Source organism: Castellaniella sp. FW104-7C03 (assembly GCF_040276085.1).
GTDB lineage: Bacteria > Pseudomonadota > Gammaproteobacteria > Burkholderiales > Burkholderiaceae_B > Castellaniella.
The window spans coordinates 108,240-125,545 of sequence record NZ_JBELOK010000009.1 but is presented as its reverse complement, the minus strand read 5'-3'; the positions used below and the strand labels follow the sequence as shown (position 1 = coordinate 125,545).

Genomic DNA, 17,306 nt, shown 5'->3' with positions numbered 1-17,306 from the left:
GAGAGTCCTTTGGGCCAGCGCATTTCCAACCCCCCTTTGCCCTATGCTCTTGCCTGAATGAAAATCCACAACCTTCGCTATTCTCGGGCGGTCCGAGGATCATGGGCTCCATCTGGAGCCATTCTCATTAGCCTGGCTGTCATTACCCCCATCCTTGCCTTGGCTTGGCACGCACTGGGGAGCGATCTGGATCATTGGCAGCATCTGGCGGGCACGGTGATGCCAGCCGCTTTGCGCGATACAGTGATTTTGCTGGCTGGAGTTGGTCTGGTGGTCAGCCTGCTGGGTGTCGGGAGCGCCTGGTTGGTCACTGCTTATGATTTTCCGGGCCGCTCGATACTTGCCTGGGCTTTGTTGCTCCCGCTGGCTGTGCCAACATATATCATGGCCTATGCCTACCTGGATCTCCTGCATCCGATCGGGCCGGTGCAATCCATGCTGCGGGCGTGGTTGGGGTATGCCAGCCCGCGCGAGTTCAGGTTGCCGGACATCCGTAATATGATCGGCGCCATCCTGGTGCTGGGCTTTGTGCTTTATCCGTATGTGTATCTCACCATGCGGTCCATGTTTCTTACGCAGGCATCCAATCTGCTTGAGGCCGCCCGGACATTGGGCGCGCATAAGGCAGAGGTGTTTCGGCGCGTTGTATTGCCACTTGCCAGGCCAGCCTGGGCCATTGGGCTGAGCCTGGCCCTGCTGGAGACACTCAATGATATTGGCGCCTCAGAATTCCTCGGTGTGCAAACCCTGACTGTCTCGGTTTATACGTCGTGGACCACACGATCAGATCTGGCTGCGGCTGCGCAGATTGCGCTCACCATGCTGGTTATCGTGGTTGGGCTTATTCTCATGGAACGAAAAGGACGTGCGCGCCAGCGCTTTGCCAATGCCCAGCGCATGCAGCCAATGCGCGCACGGGTATTGCGTGGTACGCCTGCCGCTATTGCGCTTTTGCTTGGTCTGTTACCGATTTTTGTGGGCTTCGTGTTTCCAGCCGCCTACCTGGTCGCCGAAGTCGTGCAGCGGTTTCATGAAGGACACGGGATATCCGATGCGCTAAGCCGCAGTCTTTCCAGTACTGTTATGCTCGCTGCGCTGGCGATGGTAGTTACGGTTGCAGCGGGCCTGATGGTTGCCTGGGCAAGCCGCATGCTTCGTGAGGGTGCCTGGCGTCAACCCGCAAGATCGATGGCGCGTGTCGCAAGCCTGGGTTACGCGGTGCCGGGCACCGTACTGGCGATTGGCTTATTGACTCCGGTGATGCTGATTGAACAAACACTTGGCGAGCTGATAGGCGGCCAGGGCCTGTTTCTCATGGGGTCTGCAGGGCTGCTGGTCATCGCTTATACCATCCGGTTTCTCGCGATCCCGGTTGGCGCGATAGAGGCTGGTCTGACGCGAGTGCCCGTTTCACTGGAACACGCGGCCAGAACTTTAGGAGCCAGCCCTGCCAAGGCATTGTGGCGCATTCACCTGCCGTTGTTGCGCCCTGTCCTGGCGGCCAGCGCATTGTTGGTTTTTGTTGAGGTCATGAAAGAATTGCCGGCCACGCTATTGTTGCGCCCTTTTGATTTTGACACATTGGCCACGTGGCTATACGCGGAAGCGTCCCGCGGGAGCTATGAAGAAGGTGCGGTGGCGGCTTTGGCCATCGTGCTCGCCGGCCTGTTGCCTGTGATTCTTCTCGCCCGGACAAATCTTTCCTATGGACATCAGAAGCAATGAGTTCAATTCAATCTCCCGCCCCAGCGGGACAGACCGGCGGTGATGATTCATTCCTGAATCTGTCGCACGTCAGGATCGCCTACGAGACACCTGACGGACCCGTTACGGTGATCCATGATTTTTCTTTGTCGCTTCAGCGAGGCAGTGTTGGGTGTTTGCTAGGCCCGTCAGGCTGCGGAAAATCGACAGTTCTCAGGGCAATCGCTGGATTCGAGCCTGTTATCGGTGGTGTTCTGTCACTGGGTAATAGAACCTTATCGTCGCCAACCACACATATCGCGCCGGAAGATCGGCATATCGGCCTGATGTTTCAGGATTACGCCTTGTTTCCACATCTGACGATAAACGAAAATATTGGATTTGGCGTGCGCGGGGTTTCTCGCGCTGAGCGTATGTCCCGCGTTCAGGAGATGCTGGAGATCGTGCACCTTGCGGACATAGGCCGCCGCTATCCACACGAGCTCTCGGGGGGCCAGCAACAGCGTGTGGCATTGGCCAGGGCACTGGCGCCCTCGCCCGAACTGCTCCTGCTGGACGAGCCGTTCTCGAATCTGGATGTCAATACCCGCACCCATCTTGCCAGTGAAGTGCGCGACATCATCAAGACAACAAATCGAACCGCCATTGTGGTGACACATAACCAAGACGAAGCGTTCGCCATAGCGGATCAGATCGGCGTGATGTGCGATGGCTGCTTGGAACAATGGACGGTTCCATCCTCCCTGCGTCTCAAACCCGCCTCGGATTATGTGGGCCGCTTCCTGACCGATGCCATGAGTCACTCGCAGGCTGGCTAGTCTGCGTATTTTCCATACGCTGTGGTAGTGTCCTTATCCACCATGATCGAGCGGCATAAGGCGCCGGGCTGATACCATGGTGGTATTCACACAATACGGAGAAGATCAATCACTAGGCCCGAAGTGGAAAGGTGCTTGATTGGTGAGCTTAAAGTAATAGTTTAAGTTTGTTTAATATATATTTGATTAATAACGATATTTGTAATCGAATGAAACTCGCCACCTGCACTTCGGATTAGCGTCTCAAGTTGCGCCAATACGTTCCTAACATGCTGTTATTTAACTACAACGTCTTGAATTTCAGCTTCTGAGCATGCCATGATGACCCCTGGCATCACACCCTTTCCGGGTAGCTAGGTGGGTAGCTAGCAGCGATTCAGATCGCTAGCTACCCAGGAACACCTAGCCAGGGGCAGTCTTGGCAAATTCAACGAATAAACTCAACGACATCCAGCTTCGCAACTGGGTGGCGCAACGCAAACCCGTCGCCCGATCTGATGGCGGCGGGCTGACTTTCACGCTCTCTGGTTCCGGTACCGCGACATGGGTACTGCGCTACCGGTTGGGCACCCGCCACAACGGTCAGGCTGTACGGCGTGAACTCACGCTGGGCAACTATCCCGACATCTCATTGCGAGAAGCCAGGATTCTTGCAGGAAAACACCGTGCAGCCATTGATGGCGGTAATGATCCAGCCATCGAAAAACAATCCGAGAAAACACGGGTTCGAGCCGATTGGACCATCCGTGAACTGGTGAAGGACTATCAGGACAAGGTTCTGGTTGAACCAGATTACGCGGCGGACACAATCGAGTATCGAAAGTCTGACTATGAGCAAGTCATCCTGCCCCACCTAGGCTCCCGACTGACCTCATCCGTCACATCCATAGACATCGTGGGGATGCTCGTAGAAGCAAAGCGCACCTGGACCGTCAGCAAACGCATCCTGACCTCGGCATCCATGCTTTTTGATCATGCCTGCGGCCAGATGCTGATTCCGGCAAACCCCTGCACAGGGATTCGGTTGTCGGCCATCATGGGACCACGCCCTCCAGTTCGCCAACGCATCATGCTGCAAGAAAATGAGCTCCGGGCATTGCTGCCGGATATCGACATCATTGGCATAGAAAACGCACTGGCCTTCCGTATCCTGCTCGCCACCTGCGTGCGTGGCATCGAACTGGCAAGCGCCAAAAAAGAGGATCTGTTTCTGGATCGCGGCGTCTGGTGGATTCCAGATGAGGCGGTCAAAACAAGAAAAGGATTCCTGGTTCCCATCGTGCCTGCCGTTGCCGCCTGGTTTGAAGCGCTGATTAACCTGTCCGGCGAATCCATCTACCTGCTGCCAGCCCGTCAGGAGCGACGGCGGCGCAAGCACCAGGGAGACATCCACGTTGGAACCACAACCCTGTGGGCCGCTTTCAAACGTGCCTTTGACCGCCAGGACATTCCGATCAGGCACTTTACGCCACACGACACCCGATCAACCGCCAAGGGGCACCTGAGAAACATGGGTGTTTCTCGGGAAATCTCGGAAATCGCGCTGAACCACACGCTCAAAGGCATGGAGGCCATCTACGATGTCCGCGAAGAAATCCCCGAGCGGCGGCAGGCGCTGGCCATGTGGGCGGATTTTCTGATTGCCTGCGAGACAGGAACGTCATCCCCCCAGGCATCCAAGCCCACGATCAGCAATATCATCCAGTTCAGAAAATTCGCCGGGACCCACGCATGAACCCAAAATTGGAATTCCTTTCGTCACCCGAAGCATGTATAATTAACGGTGACAAGACCCGCCAAGGCTATGTACGAAAGTACACCCTCAAACCGGCGGGTTACTCATTTCTGGCCCGCGAAACAGCAATAAGCAGACGGATGGGCCTGCAATGACACGCCATCCTCTTCCCTTCGCCAAACCGGCAACGACCTATGCCGAACAGGTAGCCATCCTCGAACGGCGCGGAATGGACGTTGATGACCATGCGGCAGCGGAATTCTACCTACAGCACCTGAACTATTACAGGCTCAGCGCCTATTGGTTGCCCTTTGAGGCCACCCACACGCCCCATACCTTCATCCCGGGCACCCGTTTCACGGACGTTCTGAACCTATATCTGTTCGACCGCAGCCTACGCCTGCTGGTGCTGGATGCAATAGAACGCATTGAAGTTTCGATCCGCAGCCAATGGGCTTACCAAGTCTCCCAGCGACACGGCCCCCATGCGTACCTGGACGCCGGATTGGCCGCAAACCGAGGCCGTTGGGAATCCGACCTTACGAAACTGGAAAAAGAGGTTCAAAGGTCCGATGAAGTGTTCATCAGACACCTGCTGGCAACGTATTCGGAGAAATTGCCCCCGGCCTGGGCAGTCTGCGAGGTCATGTCCCTGGGGCTGCTCTCGCGCTGGTACGGCAATCTCAAACCCATGCAGACTCGCAGCGCCATTGCATCAGTCTACGCCGTCAATGAGAAGGTCTTGGGTTCCTGGTTGCACCACCTGACGATGGTGCGAAACACCTGCGCACACCATAGCCGCCTATGGAACCGGGAGTTCACCATCACCCCGCTGATTCCAAAGACCAAGCCCCAAAACCTGCTGCATCAGTTCCAGCCAGGCTCCCGCAAGATATACAACACGCTGACGCTCTTGCTGCACTGCATGGACATCGTCGCCCCGCACCATAGCTGGAGGCAACGGCTAAAAGCCCTGATCGAGCAACACAAGCCACCCACCCGGGCCATGGGCTTCCCACCACGATGGGAGCAGCTATCCCTCTGGCAGTAGCCAGCGCGATGGTCAGGCCGAATCGCTCCATTCTTCCTGGAAATCACCATGAATGAACCTCTCTCCGAAGTCATCCGCATCCGGGTGACCTCGGCTCATGCTGCGCGTCTGGGCGAAGCAGCGGCCATATCCGGCCTGTCACTGTCCAATTACATCCGCCGCCGTCTAGCTGCCGACGACACGCTACAGGAAGAACTGGCGTTGCTGCGCCAGATCGTGGCCGAATTGGGCCAGCTCCGCGACACCCGCACCGCTGCGGTTGAAACCGCCCATCTGGTGCGGGCCATGGCCAAGCCCGAACACATCGCCCTGGCCCAACAAACACTGCTGCGACGCCGCTAACCCCTCCCCGGCCACCCTTCGGCCAACCGCTGTCCCTTCTCCCCAGGAAATCTCCCCATGCACACCCTTCCCGCTTTGCGGGCCAGGACGCTGGCGCTTGCCTGCGTCCTGGCTCCCCTCGCCCATGCCTCCGGCACCGCCGACGCTGATCCGTTGACCGGCATCCCCCGGCTGGCCTGCGAAGCCACGCTCTGCCTGTCGTCCAGCCTGCGTCCAGGCGAATGCAGCCTATCACTGGATCACTATTTCGGCATCCTCAAATACAACCGCCATGGCCTGGATTGGGGTGCGACGGTCGCCGCCCGTCGCGCCTTCCTGGCGCAATGCCCTGCTGCCACGGAATCCGGCATGGCCGACCGGGTGAACACCATTTCACACGGGGCAGGCAAATGCGATGCCGACTATCTGAATCGCAGCTACGCGGACACCGCCTACAAATGGCGGCTGCGCGGCTACCGATACGACGCATCCACCAGCACCCGGGAACCCATCTACGAAGTCCAGCCGTTGCCCACCGTGACGCTGACGCAGTTGCCCGCCTGGTGCGTGGCCTACAACGATCACGCCTGGACTTATGAACTGTCCATCCGCTATGTCGGTCGCCCGAGCATGGGCGGGCGCTGGGTCAAGGCCGTGGACTATGACGCGGCCCAGGCGAAATGGGACGCGGATCACAACGGCCAATGGGCAGCAGGCTGGAATTTCTCATTGTCCGATCCCAGGCACAGGGCCGGTTTCTAAAGGGGCCGCGCCATGCTTTCTGCCCTGGCCTCCCTCGCCCTTGCCTGCGCACCACACATTCACCCGGTCACGCTGGACGCACTGATTCGCCACGAGTCGGGCGCACGGCAATACGCCATTGGGGTGAACAGCAAGCGCCAGGCCTTCATCCAGCAACCCGGCACCCTGGAAGAAGCCCAGCGCACCGCGCAAGACCTGATGGCCCAAGGCGTGGATTTCGACGCAGGCCTGGGCCAGATCAACGTGCGCAACTGGCACTGGCTGGGCTTGGACAGCACAACGGTTTTCGATCCCTGCAAGAATCTGACCGCTGCCCAGACCGTGCTATCCACCTGCTACGCCAGGGCGCTGCGCCACCATCGTCACCCGCAACAAGCCTTGCGGGCGGCACTGTCTTGCTACAACACCGGCAACCTCACGCGGGGCTTTGCCAATGGCTATGTGGGCAAGGTACTGGCTCAGGCGGGCATCGTGGTCCCGGCCCTCAAGTCAGACCCAGACGATGCGGCATCCGCTAACGACGCGCAACCCGCCACGGCGGACAGCCCGGATACCGCACCAGCCCCGACACCCACCCAGCCACCTGGCACCCCGGACGGCTTCACAGCACATCCCATCGCCGATGGCTTTCAGCCACCGGCCCACTGATCCCTCCGCAGCACCGCATCCAGCGGCCCGCAGCCTCCCCCTTTCTTTTCCCACCCCACACCCCAACACGCCTGCCGGCGTCTGGGGCAGGAGTCATGCCATGCAGAATTTGCCACACCTCACACCCCAGACAAGACCGCGACATTTCATGGACAGGCTGGTGACACTCTGGATACTGGCAACGGTCAGTCACGCGACATGGGCGCAGTCTTTGGGCGGCCTGTCTCGCGCCCGAACCACCCTGCAAACCCTGAAAGACAATTTGGACATCATTCTGCCGATTGCCGCCGTCATCATCGGCGTCATCATCTTCGTGCTGTATTCGGCGGAAGTCATGCGAAAGGATGACGCCATCCGCTGGGGCATTGGCGTGCTGTTGGCCGGGTCCGCAGCCGAACTCGTTGTGCTGCTCTGGAAGTAAGCCATGGCGATCCGCACCAGCAGCACACGCGCCGCCCGCACCGGCCACACAGACCAGTCTCCCGACCATCAGCCCCCGAACACCTATCCCGTGTTCAAGGGCCTGGGCCGCAAGGCGACCTTCATGGGCATCCCCACCACCTTGATGCTCGGCGCGTTCGCATGCGTGGCCATCATTGCCATGACAGCCGGGCTGGCCTGGTGGGGACTACTGCTGGTCGTGATGCCCACGCTGGCCATGCTCACCCGCGATGACGACAAAGCCATCGACATCCTCTGGCTGGAACTCAAGACCCGTCGCACGAATCGCCAGCAGCAATTCTGGCGCGGTTCCAGCTATGCCCCGCAGGGCTACCACCGCAACCGGCCCTGGCGCCGTTTGCTTTCCCGAAGGACTCTGCCATGACCGCAGCCACCGCACTGGCCGTTGATGAACGGCTGGTTTCCCGCTATCTGCCCTATTCCCACCATGTCACCGACCGCATCATTGCCTGCGACAACCACGAATACCTGGCGGTCATCAAGGTCGCTGGTCGGGCACCGGACGCCTACGGCCAGGCTGAACTGACAGACTGGATCGAGGCCCTGCACAATGTGCTGCGCGGCCTACCCATGGGCTCGCTCGGCCTGTATTCTCACATCATCCGCAGGCGTGTGACGGAATATCCCGACAGCACGTTTGCACAACCTTTCGCCACCCGTTTTGATGCGGCCTACCGGGCGACATTCGACACCGCGGGGCTAATGGTCAATGACCTGTACCTGAGTGTGCTGATTCACCCCGTCGCAGACCCTGTGCTGGGCACCTTCGCCAGCCTGGAAAAGGCGGATGCAAAACGCCTGGCTCACTGGCAGGATGAATCCATCGAGCGCCTGGACAGCGCCGTGCGGGCACTGACCGCAGGCCTGTACCGCTACGATCCGCAGATCCTCGGCATCGTGGATCGCCAGGGGCTGGCGTTCAGCGAAACGGCTGAATTTCTGGGATTCCTGCTGTCGGGCACCCATCGGCCCGTGCCGATCAGCCGGGAACGGCTGCGCGAAACCCTGCCGCAGGCCCGTCCCATCTTTGGCCGCCACGGCGAGTTGGGCGAACTGCGCACTGTCGCCGGGTCACGCCTCTTTGGCATGATGGAATTGCGCGACTACCCGGAAGCCACCAAACCGGGCCACCTGGACCGGCTGCTGGGCCTGCCCCATGAGTTTGTGCTGACGCAATCCTGGGGCAGTCACACAGGAGCCGCCGCCAAGAAACTCGTCAAGAAACACCACAAGCTGCTTGTGGACTCAGGTGACGATTCGGTCAGTCAGGTCACGCAACTGGCCGAAGTGATGGACGATCTGACATCGGCCCGTCTGGGCCTGGGGGATCACCATGCCACCCTCCTGGTGTATGGCATCTCGGCAGACAGTGTGCGTCAGGCACTGGCGCAGACGGCCACCGCCCTGGCCGAAGACGCCGTAGGCTTCCGGCCCCTGGACCGGGCCTTGGAAGCCGGGTTCTGGGCGCAACTGCCGGGCAACTGGCATTGGCGGCCTCGGCCCGTGCCTGTGACCTCCCTGAATTTCCTGTGCTTTTCCAGCCTGCACAACCAACTGACGGGCAAGCCTGCCGGAAATCCCTGGGGGCCAGCCGTCACCATGCTGAAAACACAGACGGGATCGCCCTTTTTCTTCAACTTCCATGCCTCCACGGAAGACCTGGACGAAACCGGCAAACGCCGCCCGGGCAACACCCTGATCATCGGCATGACAGGCACCGGCAAAACCGTGCTGCAAGGCATGTTGCTGACCCAGGCGCAGAAATTCGGGGCTGCCTGCGTGGTCTGGGACAAGGACCAGGGCATGCAGGTGCTCATCATGGCCCTGGGTGGGCGCTACTTCAACATCCGCCTGGGCGAAGCGACCGGCTGGAACCCGTTTCAGATGGAGCCCACCAAGGGCAATGTCGCCTTCATGGTGCGCCTGGTCGTCTACCTGGCCGAACGCCGGGGCGAAGCGGTCAGCACTCGCCAGCGGGCCGATATCACCCAGGCCGTGCAGCAGCTGGTGACGCTTATCGACCGGCCAGCACGCACGTTTTCAACCCTGAACACCCTGCTTCCGAACCCCTACAGCGAAGACGAGTCGCACAGCACCATCCATGCGCGACTCGCCCCCTGGTGTCAGGGCGGGGAATACGGCTGGGTGTTCGACAATCCCGGCGATCACCTGGATCTGGAGGCCGCGAGCGGCAAGCCTGCAATCTTTGGCTTTGATCTGACCGAACTGCTGGATGATGATGACGTGCGCGGGGCTGCCACCCTGTATCTGAAGCATCGGATCGACGCCCTGCACGACGGGCGGCGCATCATCAATCTGTACGACGAGTGCCAGCACCCCCTAAAGGACGCGCACTTTCAGGAGTCCATGCAGGACGCGAGCCGCACGATCCGCAAAAAGAACGGCGTGCTTGCCTTTGCTACCCAGGAACCGGGGGCCATCACCGAAAACCCGGTGGGGCCGTCCCTGGTGCAGCAGACCGCGACGCTCATCCTCTTGCCCAACCCCAAGGCCCGCGCCCGCGATTACATCGAAGGCTTCGGGCTCACACCTGCGGAATTCGCCCTGCTGCAAAGCCTGGGCGAAGCCAGCCGCAAATTCCTGGTCAAGCAGGGGGCGAGTGTCACCGTGGCGCAGCTGGACCTGTCCGGCTGCGAAGACGAGTTGCTGGTGTTCTCCGGCAGCCCTGATATGGCCGAAATTGCAGAACAGGCCGTGGCCCAGGCGGGTTCGGACCCCGCTGCCTGGCTGCCGGTCTATCTTGCGGCCGTTCGACAGACTCACCGTTAGGCAATCCAGGCCCAAGTCAGGCCGCCATCAAAAAACCACCCAGACCATTTTCGTGACGCCACGAAGATGATCGCCGCACGCGTCCCACACAAGGAAACCACACCATGAAGCATGAATCCCATGCTCAGGATCGGCTGCGCGCGAACGAGTCGCACCGCCGGGATCTGGAACAGTCGAAACAAAACGATCTTCAATCAGCGCAGGATCACCACCAGCACGACCCCGCCTTTTATGACCGTATCGGCCTACCTGACTCCGAACCAAAATCAGGTCACCCCGGAGAACGCTTCCTGATTTCGATCTATGGCGAACGCTGGACACCTGAAGACCGAGAGGCAGGCCAATTCAGCGAAGGCACCGCTGAAATCGAGCGCGAAACGGTCGATACCGACACGCTGCAGCGCATCGGCCAGGACTACGGCCTGGACCTGGCTTCTGCCTCCGATCCCCGCCACACGCCGTATCTCTGGTTTTCATCCAGCACCCCGCGCGAAGATCAGGAGTATTTCGGGCAAGGTGTACACAAGTATTACAGCCTGCACATCCACGAAGTGAATGGCCATCGGCCAGAACCGTCGGACATCCAGCGGATTGCCGATCTCATCGGCGTGCGCTTCGATCACCCTCTGCAACTACAGGCACCGACGCATGAACAGGAGGGCCCCGACCTATGTCTATGACCCCTGCAAACCTTGACCGGCCACCCACCGCTGACGAAGCGATGGGCATGGCCTGGTGGAACATCCTGAAACCGACAGAGCGCGCGACCTGGCTTACAAAAGCTGGGCCCGCCTGCAGCGTGGCCGATGCCTGGGCCACCTTCAAGCGGCACCAGGCGAACCCTACCAACCCATCACCACAGGACACCCCATGAATCGACGACATTTCATTGCCACCGCCGGCGCCACCCTGCTGACCTTCCTGGGCGGATGCAAGACGGAACCGGATGGGGAGAAGTTCGTGGGGTATTGGTTGACCGACCTGGGGCGTTATCCGCCCACCCTCATCCACATCAAGCGCAATGGCGACAGCCTGCTGTTCACCGTGAACGGCTGGAACAACATCGGCAAGGTTGGCTACCGGGTTCACACCGCTCCAGCGACGCCTGGTGATGCTGACAATATTCTGGTCGTGGCAGGCACCAAACACATTGCCTATGACGAAGCCTCCGATCAGATCACCACGGATGGCACAACGGCCAAACGCATTACCCAGGCCGAGTACGAAGCCGAGCTGACGAAAAAGCGCAGCTGATCTACCAGCCAACCTGATGGGCCTACCTGAAAGGACAGGCCCATTCCTGGGTAGCGTCTGCTGCCCATCTTTCCTTGGAGTTCCCATGACACGCTGCAAGCTGCTTGCGGCGGGCATTGCCCTGTCCGCTGCTTTCATGAGCCCAGCCCACGCCAGTGGCATCCCCACCATCGACGCCGCCACCATCGCCCAGCTACAGGAACAGTTGCTCACCGCCCGAGACCAGCTGAAAAACCTGACCGAACAACTGGCGACCGCCAAAAGCCAGCTGGCTGCCTTCACACAGTCCAGTGGCTACGGCAACGTGGTTGGCAACCCGGATATCCGCAACCAGCTGCGTGCGGCCCTGCCCAATAGCGCCCAGGATCTGCTCGACCGCTCCGGTGGATCCAGCCTGGACGGGGATGTGGACCGGATCACCGATCAAGTGATGGCCCCCGTCAATTTTCAGGAGGATCGCCAGGCCCTGTCCAAACGGGCCCTGAACATCGAGGCCACGTCCAAGGCCATGAGCGAACGCGCCTACGATTCGATGACCCGACGCCTGGCCAATGTGGATGCCCTGCAGGACAAAATCAATCAGACCACCAACCCGAAGGAAATTGCAGAACTGCAGGCCCGCATCCAGATCGAACAGGCCAATATCCAGGCCGAACAGGTGCGGATCCAGTTGGCCTCCCAGCAGCTGGAAGCTGAACGTCATCTGCTGCAGGCCCGTGCAGAACGCGTCTATGGCGGATGGTTCGGCAACAAATCGGGCAAGAGCGAAGGCGACGCCGTAAACCCACAACCATAAGGCAAGACCATGGCCGGATTTGAAACTTCCGTCACACCGCCTTCAGATGCCGACAACATTGCACAGTGGGTGATGAGCCAGACAGAAAACGTCCTGAGTGATGCCGTCAACGGCCCTATGCAGGCCCTGTTCGAGGCCCTGATGCCGGTCATCGTCGTGGGGCTTACCCTGCAGTTCGTGATCTACGCCTTTGCCCTGATGCGCGGACAGGGCGGCATGACCGTCACCGAGTTCTTTCGCAAGGCCATCCTGGTGGTCATCATTTCCTTGTTCTTTGGTGCCGGTGGGCTGTACCAGAACGACATTGCCAAAGCCATGGTCGCTCTGCCAGACGACGTGACCCAGCTTGCCCTGGGCACTGGCAGCGTGGCCGAAGAAGTGGACAAGCTGCAGCAGGAAACAGGCGAAGCATCCAACGCCATGATGGGCGCCAGCAAACAGCCCTGGTACAACTTCATGCCATCGACCCGTGAAGTGCTGGTCAGCATTCTGGCCACGCTGGTGAGCTTCAGTTCGGCCATGGTAGGCAGCATCATCATGGTCATCATCGTCGTCTGCAAGGTCGGTATGGCTTTGGTCGTGGCCACCGGGCCCATTTTCATTGCGGCCACCCTGTTTGAGCCCACCAAGCCATTGTTCAACAGCTGGGTTTCTCAGGCCTTGAACTTCGTGTTTCTGGCACTGTTGGCAGGCCTCATCTTCGGGCTGCTGCTGCAGATAAATATCCAACTCATCCAGATGATCGCCACCGAAACCGAAAAAGGCATTACTGATGTGTTGTCGCTCTTTGGTGCTCAGGTATTGGTCGGCATCGCCAGCCTGGTCGTCATGATCATGCTCCCCGGCTTGGCCGCTGGCCTGTCCAACGGCTTCGGCGCTCGTCTGGGTATCGGTGCAGCTGCCCACGGAGCCTTCTCGGTGCTGCGCCTGCGCAGCATGTTGCGCCCCCGCGCCAAGTAATCCCTTCCGGCCAGCCGCTGGTTCGGCCCTCCCACCTCTGATCCGCCTGCCGCACCCCGGCAGGCTAGGAGCCCTGTACCCATGAAATCCTTCATCGCCGTCCTGGTATTCACAGGGCTGCTGGCTGGCTGCGCCTTTCACGCGCCCCAGCCGCCGCAGCCCGCCGATTCTCCCCGCGTGCCAGTGAACGCCACACCACCCTCGTTTGACGGAGCCTGAACCATGGCCGACACCCTCAAATCTGAAGACATCGCTGCCTACCTGGAGCGATCCCGAGGCCTGGAACGCGATCATCTGGGCGAGCTCATTGCCAGTCGCAAACGGGCCTGGCAGGTGGCGCTCGCCGCTGGCACCCTGGCACTGGTAGCCGTGGGCGCGGTGCTGGGCCTCACGCCCCTGAAGCAGCCGCCCGAAATGTATGTGGTGCGCGTGGACGACGCCACCGGCGGCATCGAGCACGTCAGCCGTCTGGGCCAGCCGCTGGAGGACTACGGCCAGCGCATCGCCAAGTATTTCCTGAACAGCTATGTGCTGAACTGCGAAGGCTACAGCTGGCAGACCATTCAGGAGCAATTCGATACCTGCGCCCTGCTGTCTTCGCCGCCCATCCAGACGGCCTACGGCAAACGCTTTGAAGGCCCCGAGGCCGTCACCACCCGCCTGGGCACCCAGGGCACGGTGGATGTGCAGGTGCATTCCATTACGCTCGGGGCCAACCAGGCCGCCATCGTGCGCTTTTCCAAGACCGAGCGCGACGTGACCACGGGCGAGACCAACAAGGTACGCCACCTGATCGCCACCATGGCCTACCAGTACGCCGATGTGCCGCTCACCGAAGCCGTGGCCCGGCGCAATCCGCTGGGCTTTCAGGTAACGCGCTACGACCTGGCCGCTGATCTCTCGCGTTGACGTCAGACCGCATCAGAAGGAAATCCCATGTTTGACCACTTCCCCAGCCGCCAGGCACTGGCCCTGATGCTGAGCCTGGCGCTTGCAGGGCCCGCCCTGGCCCTGGAAACCCCCAGATCCTCGCGTCTGGACCATCGTGTGCGCACTGTGAACTACAACCCGGCCGACGTGATCCAGCTGGACGCCGTAATCGGTGTGGCCACCCACATCGTGCTGGCCCCAGACGAACACTACGTCTATCACGTCTTTGGCGACAGCAGCGCCTATGCCTTCACCTACAAGGACAATCACCTGTTCTTCAAGCCCACGGCCGAGGACGCCAACACCAATCTGATCGTGGTGACTGACCAGCGCGATTACAGTTTCCGGCTGTCCTACAGCGACAGCCGCAGCGCTCCGGCCCTCTATAAGCTCGTCATCCGGTATCCAGACGTCGAAGCCCGCAAGCGCGACCAGGCTGCCCAGCAAGCTGCCATCAAGCGATCCCTACAGGCGACCCCCACCCGCGTTAACTGGCTGGCCTACACCCGAAGCGGCGACGCGGCGATTGCCCCAGTCCACGCCTGGGACGATGGCCGCCAGACCTGGCTGCAATTTGCCCCCGGTGCAGATATTCCAGCGGTCTATCGAGTCACACCCGACGGCCAGGAAGTCATCACCAACTTCCACATGGCCGACGACCGCACCCTGGTACTGCACCGCACCTCGACCCTGTGGCATCTGCGCTTGGGCGATCTGGTGCTCGCCATCCATAACGAGACCTATGGCGCAACGCCGCCACCGGCGCATACCGGGACGACATCGCCAACGGTCAAGCGGCGGATCAAGGGTCAATCTTCACGGTCCCAGTCGGTCGAATCACAGGCAGTAAGCAGCCAATCCTCGAGCATGCCCGTGCCCTCTTTCCGGGTTCGAGAAGTGAGCCCAGCAAGGAATACCCCATGAACGATGAACAACCCCACCCGAAGCTGGAGCGCGAGCCGTTGGAGCGTGAACCCCTGCACCGCGAGCCCCTGGACCTGGGCGCTACCGGCCACAGCGCCCCACGCGGTGCGCGGGCCTTTCTGTGGCTCACCATCCTCGTGGCCGTCGCCGTGGCAGCAGGCGTGCTGCTCAAGGCCTGGAGCCGCGATACCGAGCAGGCCAACACCACCGGCCTGGAGGCCGATCAAAGCGGCATCACCAACCGCCTGACAGCTCCCAAGGTCGAACGCCCGGCCCCAACAATCAAGCCAGAAGCACCGCCTCCAGCCGCAGAACCAAGCCACACCTACTATGTGCCGCCGCCCATGCCTGCCGCACCGCCGCCCGTCGATGAAGTCGCCCAGCGCAGGCTCGCGAGCCCCCTGAATGCCGGTTCCACCGATGGCGGCGCTGCAGCCAGCCACCCCACTGGTCCCGGCGGGCCGCTTGCCGATGCCGGTCCCCTAGCCGACAAGCTGCGGCCGCTGGAGCTCGCCCCTTCTGTCGCAGGCCAACTGGGCAACCGCAATTTCCTGCTCACCCAGGGCACCATGATCGACTGCACGCTGCAAACCAAGCTGGTGAGCACCCAGGCGGGGCTGTTGACGTGTCTAGCCACCCACGACGTGATGAGCACCAACGGCAAGGTGAAACTGATCGACGCAGGCACCAAGTTCACGGGCTACCAGTCCGGCGGGATCGTGCAGGGCCAGGCCCGCGCCTTCGTCACCTGGAACCGGCTGGAAACTCCGGCAGGCGTGATCGTCAATCTTGGGTCACTCGGCACCGGCCCCTTGGGCGAAGCTGGTCTGGATGGCCATATCGACAATCATTTCTGGCAGCGCTTTGGCAACGCCATCCTGCTGTCGCTGGTCGGAGACTTCGGCAGCTGGGCGGCCAACCAAGGGCAGTCTGGCAGCAACAACATCCGCTTTGACAACACCCGCGAAGGCGGCCAGGAGGTCGTCGCCAAGATCCTGGAAAAGTCGCTCGACATCCCCCCAACCCTCTACAAGAACCAGGGCACGCGCATCGGCATCATGGTGGCACGCGACCTGGACTTCAGCCAAGTCTATGACCTTGAACCCATCCCCTGAGCCGCTGCCCTTTGACCGGGCGATTGCGGTCAAGACCTTTCTACGGCCATTGGCCGCCCACCTGGCCGATTCCGCTGTCACGGAAATCGCCATTGTTCGAGCGGGCGAGCTCTACATCCGTGTCCGTGGGGCCTGGCAGCTGCATAAGTGCGGGGCGCTCACCTACCCGCATCTGGAGGCCCTGGCCACGGCCCTCGCAGCCTACAACCACATGGCCCGCGCCCCCATCCTGTCGGTGCTGCTGCCCGGTGGCGAACGCGGCCAGATCGTGCAGCCTCCGGCGTGCCTGGATGGCACGATGGCCATCAACATCCGCAAGCACACCCAGGCCGCCTTTACGCTCGATGAGCTGCAGGCACAAGGCACCTTCGATTCAGTGGCCGATACGGCGGCCGCATATACGGCAGGTGGCTTGTCGGCCGTGGACCAGCAGCTGATGGCGCTCAAATCAGCAGGCGATATCCCGGCTTTCCTGACCGCCGCCATTCTGGCCCGCAAGAACCTGGTCGTGACCGGGGCTACGGGATCGGGCAAGACCACCTTTGCCCGGTCCCTGATCGATCGAGTGCCCGTTGATGAACGGCTCATCACCATTGAAGACGTACACGAGCTCATCCTCCCACGCCACCGCAACTGCATCCATCTCATGTATGGCGGCACGCGGGGCCGGGTCTCGGCCACCGACAGCCTGGCCGCCTGCATGCGCCTATCCCCGGACCGGATCTTTCTGGCTGAACTGCGTGGGCCCGAGACCTGGGACTACCTGGCCGCCTTGAACACTGGCCATCCAGGGTCGGTCACGACCACCCACGCCAACGGTGCAGCCGATACGTTCGACCGACTGGCCGTGCTCATCAAACAGTCGCCCACGGGTGGAAACCTGGACCTGGCCACCATCCAGGCCTTCCTGCGCCAGACCGTGGACATCGTGCTGTATTTCGAGCGGTTCCAGCTGAAGGAACTGTGGTTCGAGCCGCGACGGCACGGGCCTGGGTAAGCCAACCCGCCCTCTCATTCATCCACGGCCACGCAGCCC

General features: G+C 60.9%; 20 protein-coding genes. All 20 read left to right on the top strand.

Features of this window, described 5'->3' with window-relative positions; genetic code table 11:
• The first annotated feature begins 57 nt into the window (after positions 1-57).
• Positions 58-1,725 (top strand): ABC transporter permease, encoded by a 1,668-nt coding sequence (locus ABS758_RS11985; protein WP_350382905.1) that lies wholly within the window; start codon positions 58-60, stop codon positions 1,723-1,725.
• Positions 1,722-2,522: an ABC transporter ATP-binding protein gene (locus tag ABS758_RS11980; protein ID WP_350382906.1), complete on the top strand. Its 801-nt coding sequence runs from the start codon at positions 1,722-1,724 to the stop codon at positions 2,520-2,522. The genes ABS758_RS11985 and ABS758_RS11980 overlap by 4 nt, the downstream gene beginning before the upstream one ends.
• A gap of 418 nt (positions 2,523-2,940) precedes the next feature.
• Positions 2,941-4,257 (top strand): tyrosine-type recombinase/integrase, encoded by a 1,317-nt coding sequence (locus ABS758_RS11975; RefSeq protein WP_345797824.1) that lies wholly within the window; start codon positions 2,941-2,943, stop codon positions 4,255-4,257.
• A gap of 151 nt (positions 4,258-4,408) precedes the next feature.
• Complete coding sequence (locus tag ABS758_RS11970) at positions 4,409-5,308, top strand: Abi family protein (protein ID WP_345797823.1); 900 nt, start codon at positions 4,409-4,411, stop codon at positions 5,306-5,308.
• A 48-nt stretch (positions 5,309-5,356) separates the two neighbouring features.
• Positions 5,357-5,650: a plasmid mobilization protein gene (locus ABS758_RS11965; protein ID WP_345797822.1), complete on the top strand. Its 294-nt coding sequence runs from the start codon at positions 5,357-5,359 to the stop codon at positions 5,648-5,650.
• Positions 5,651-5,707: 57 nt separating this feature from the next.
• Positions 5,708-6,391 (top strand): TrbM/KikA/MpfK family conjugal transfer protein, encoded by a 684-nt coding sequence (locus ABS758_RS11960; RefSeq protein ID WP_345797821.1) that lies wholly within the window; start codon positions 5,708-5,710, stop codon positions 6,389-6,391.
• A 12-nt stretch (positions 6,392-6,403) separates the two neighbouring features.
• Entirely contained in the window at positions 6,404-7,039 is a 636-nt protein-coding gene (locus ABS758_RS11955; RefSeq protein WP_345797820.1) for a lytic transglycosylase domain-containing protein, read from the top strand.
• 100 nt (positions 7,040-7,139) lie between these two features.
• The gene (locus tag ABS758_RS11950; protein ID WP_350382908.1) at positions 7,140-7,460 is read left to right on the top strand and encodes a TrbC/VirB2 family protein; all 321 of its coding nucleotides are present in this window, start codon (positions 7,140-7,142) and stop codon (positions 7,458-7,460) included.
• Between the two features lie 3 nt (positions 7,461-7,463).
• Positions 7,464-7,865: a VirB3 family type IV secretion system protein gene (locus ABS758_RS11945; RefSeq protein ID WP_345797818.1), complete on the top strand. Its 402-nt coding sequence runs from the start codon at positions 7,464-7,466 to the stop codon at positions 7,863-7,865.
• Positions 7,862-10,291: a VirB4 family type IV secretion/conjugal transfer ATPase gene (locus tag ABS758_RS11940; protein WP_345797817.1), complete on the top strand. Its 2,430-nt coding sequence runs from the start codon at positions 7,862-7,864 to the stop codon at positions 10,289-10,291. Before ABS758_RS11945 ends, ABS758_RS11940 begins: the two co-directional genes overlap by 4 nt.
• A 104-nt stretch (positions 10,292-10,395) precedes the next feature.
• Complete coding sequence (locus tag ABS758_RS11935) at positions 10,396-10,971, top strand: hypothetical protein (protein WP_345797816.1); 576 nt, start codon at positions 10,396-10,398, stop codon at positions 10,969-10,971.
• Complete coding sequence (locus ABS758_RS11930; RefSeq protein WP_350382909.1) at positions 10,962-11,165, top strand: hypothetical protein; 204 nt, start codon at positions 10,962-10,964, stop codon at positions 11,163-11,165. The genes ABS758_RS11935 and ABS758_RS11930 overlap by 10 nt, the downstream gene beginning before the upstream one ends.
• A complete protein-coding gene (locus ABS758_RS11925; protein WP_345797815.1) occupies positions 11,162-11,545 on the top strand; it encodes a hypothetical protein in 384 nt (127 codons plus the stop codon). Before ABS758_RS11930 ends, ABS758_RS11925 begins: the two co-directional genes overlap by 4 nt.
• A gap of 85 nt (positions 11,546-11,630) precedes the next feature.
• Entirely contained in the window at positions 11,631-12,341 is a 711-nt protein-coding gene (locus ABS758_RS11920) for a TrbJ/VirB5 family protein (protein WP_345797814.1), read from the top strand.
• Positions 12,342-12,350: 9 nt separating this feature from the next.
• Positions 12,351-13,301, top strand: coding sequence for a TrbL/VirB6 family protein (locus ABS758_RS11915; RefSeq protein ID WP_350382911.1), 951 nt, complete (start codon positions 12,351-12,353; stop codon positions 13,299-13,301).
• Positions 13,302-13,382: 81 nt separating this feature from the next.
• Positions 13,383-13,520, top strand: a complete 138-nt coding sequence (locus tag ABS758_RS11910) for a conjugal transfer protein (RefSeq protein WP_345797812.1) — start codon at positions 13,383-13,385, stop codon at positions 13,518-13,520.
• Positions 13,521-13,523: 3 nt separating this feature from the next.
• Complete coding sequence (locus ABS758_RS11905) at positions 13,524-14,210, top strand: VirB8 family type IV secretion system protein (RefSeq protein WP_345797811.1); 687 nt, start codon at positions 13,524-13,526, stop codon at positions 14,208-14,210.
• A gap of 27 nt (positions 14,211-14,237) precedes the next feature.
• Positions 14,238-15,155, top strand: coding sequence for a TrbG/VirB9 family P-type conjugative transfer protein (locus tag ABS758_RS11900; RefSeq protein ID WP_345797810.1), 918 nt, complete (start codon positions 14,238-14,240; stop codon positions 15,153-15,155).
• On the top strand, positions 15,152-16,270 hold the full coding sequence (virB10, locus tag ABS758_RS11895) for a type IV secretion system protein VirB10 (RefSeq protein WP_345797809.1): 1,119 nt from the start codon (positions 15,152-15,154) through the stop codon (positions 16,268-16,270). Before ABS758_RS11900 ends, virB10 begins: the two co-directional genes overlap by 4 nt.
• Positions 16,248-17,267, top strand: coding sequence for a P-type DNA transfer ATPase VirB11 (virB11, locus tag ABS758_RS11890; protein ID WP_350382914.1), 1,020 nt, complete (start codon positions 16,248-16,250; stop codon positions 17,265-17,267). Before virB10 ends, virB11 begins: the two co-directional genes overlap by 23 nt.
• Positions 17,268-17,306 lie beyond the last annotated feature (39 nt).

Coding starts and splice junctions, on each gene's coding strand:
- ABS758_RS11985 (WP_350382905.1), top strand. CDS start 58: ATGAAAATCCACAACCTTCGCTATTCTCGGGCGGTCCGAGGATCATGG.
- ABS758_RS11980 (WP_350382906.1), top strand. CDS start 1,722: ATGAGTTCAATTCAATCTCCCGCCCCAGCGGGACAGACCGGCGGTGAT.
- ABS758_RS11970 (WP_345797823.1), top strand. CDS start 4,409: ATGACACGCCATCCTCTTCCCTTCGCCAAACCGGCAACGACCTATGCC.
- ABS758_RS11965 (WP_345797822.1), top strand. CDS start 5,357: ATGAATGAACCTCTCTCCGAAGTCATCCGCATCCGGGTGACCTCGGCT.
- ABS758_RS11960 (WP_345797821.1), top strand. CDS start 5,708: ATGCACACCCTTCCCGCTTTGCGGGCCAGGACGCTGGCGCTTGCCTGC.
- ABS758_RS11955 (WP_345797820.1), top strand. CDS start 6,404: ATGCTTTCTGCCCTGGCCTCCCTCGCCCTTGCCTGCGCACCACACATT.
- ABS758_RS11950 (WP_350382908.1), top strand. CDS start 7,140: ATGCAGAATTTGCCACACCTCACACCCCAGACAAGACCGCGACATTTC.
- ABS758_RS11945 (WP_345797818.1), top strand. CDS start 7,464: ATGGCGATCCGCACCAGCAGCACACGCGCCGCCCGCACCGGCCACACA.
- ABS758_RS11940 (WP_345797817.1), top strand. CDS start 7,862: ATGACCGCAGCCACCGCACTGGCCGTTGATGAACGGCTGGTTTCCCGC.
- ABS758_RS11935 (WP_345797816.1), top strand. CDS start 10,396: ATGAAGCATGAATCCCATGCTCAGGATCGGCTGCGCGCGAACGAGTCG.
- ABS758_RS11930 (WP_350382909.1), top strand. CDS start 10,962: ATGTCTATGACCCCTGCAAACCTTGACCGGCCACCCACCGCTGACGAA.
- ABS758_RS11925 (WP_345797815.1), top strand. CDS start 11,162: ATGAATCGACGACATTTCATTGCCACCGCCGGCGCCACCCTGCTGACC.
- ABS758_RS11920 (WP_345797814.1), top strand. CDS start 11,631: ATGACACGCTGCAAGCTGCTTGCGGCGGGCATTGCCCTGTCCGCTGCT.
- ABS758_RS11915 (WP_350382911.1), top strand. CDS start 12,351: ATGGCCGGATTTGAAACTTCCGTCACACCGCCTTCAGATGCCGACAAC.
- ABS758_RS11910 (WP_345797812.1), top strand. CDS start 13,383: ATGAAATCCTTCATCGCCGTCCTGGTATTCACAGGGCTGCTGGCTGGC.
- ABS758_RS11905 (WP_345797811.1), top strand. CDS start 13,524: ATGGCCGACACCCTCAAATCTGAAGACATCGCTGCCTACCTGGAGCGA.
- ABS758_RS11900 (WP_345797810.1), top strand. CDS start 14,238: ATGTTTGACCACTTCCCCAGCCGCCAGGCACTGGCCCTGATGCTGAGC.
- virB10 (WP_345797809.1), top strand. CDS start 15,152: ATGAACGATGAACAACCCCACCCGAAGCTGGAGCGCGAGCCGTTGGAG.
- virB11 (WP_350382914.1), top strand. CDS start 16,248: ATGACCTTGAACCCATCCCCTGAGCCGCTGCCCTTTGACCGGGCGATT.